This is a genomic window from Vibrio sp. 2132-1, assembly GCF_033344315.1.
This window is the reverse complement of record NZ_JAWPON010000612.1, coordinates 1-580: the sequence shown is the minus strand read 5'-3', so window position 1 is coordinate 580 and position 580 is coordinate 1. Positions and strand designations below refer to the sequence as shown.

At 46.4% G+C, this 580-nt stretch carries 1 protein-coding gene; it reads right to left on the bottom strand.

Going from position 1 to position 580, the window contains the following annotated elements:
* Positions 1 to 580: insulinase family protein (locus R8N47_RS26960; protein ID WP_318186335.1), on the bottom strand; the 580-nt coding region annotated here is incomplete at both ends.

The window sequence follows — 580 nt, the reverse complement described above, 5'->3', positions numbered from 1 at the left end:
CGGCTGATAATGCTGCATATTGATGACTAAATGGCTAACTAAATCGAGAGGGCGTGAAGGTTCTTGAAAGCGGAATGCAGACTCCAATACTGCTTGCTTCTCTAGGTAGCGCCACTCATTCATTCCGTCTTGTTTGATCATGGTTAGATATTGGAAGACAGCTTGAATGATGTCATCTACGTGGTCTAACCCTTCTGGTGTGAGTGTACAACTGACCGTAAAATCACGATAGTTGCTGCCACTTGCCCCGCCGCCAGCTGATAGGGAAGTGATCCAGCCTTTGCTTTTCAGTTGCAGCATCAAGCTCCCTTCGCCTTCGTAACCTAACAAATGAGCGAAATAAGAGAGAGGCTTCACGCCGTAGTGTTTATCCATTCCCGGCATAGGGAAGGTGAGAATGAGTTTGCGAAACTCTTTGATGGGCTCAATTTGAACCAAAATTCCGGTGCTGTCTTCAGTCCCAATCGGTACGTTAATCGATTTACCACTTAATTGATGATTAGGGATGTCAGCGAACATGGCTTCTACCCAAGCTTGCTGCTCATCAAGAGATTGAGGCCCAAACAACGTCAGCGTCATA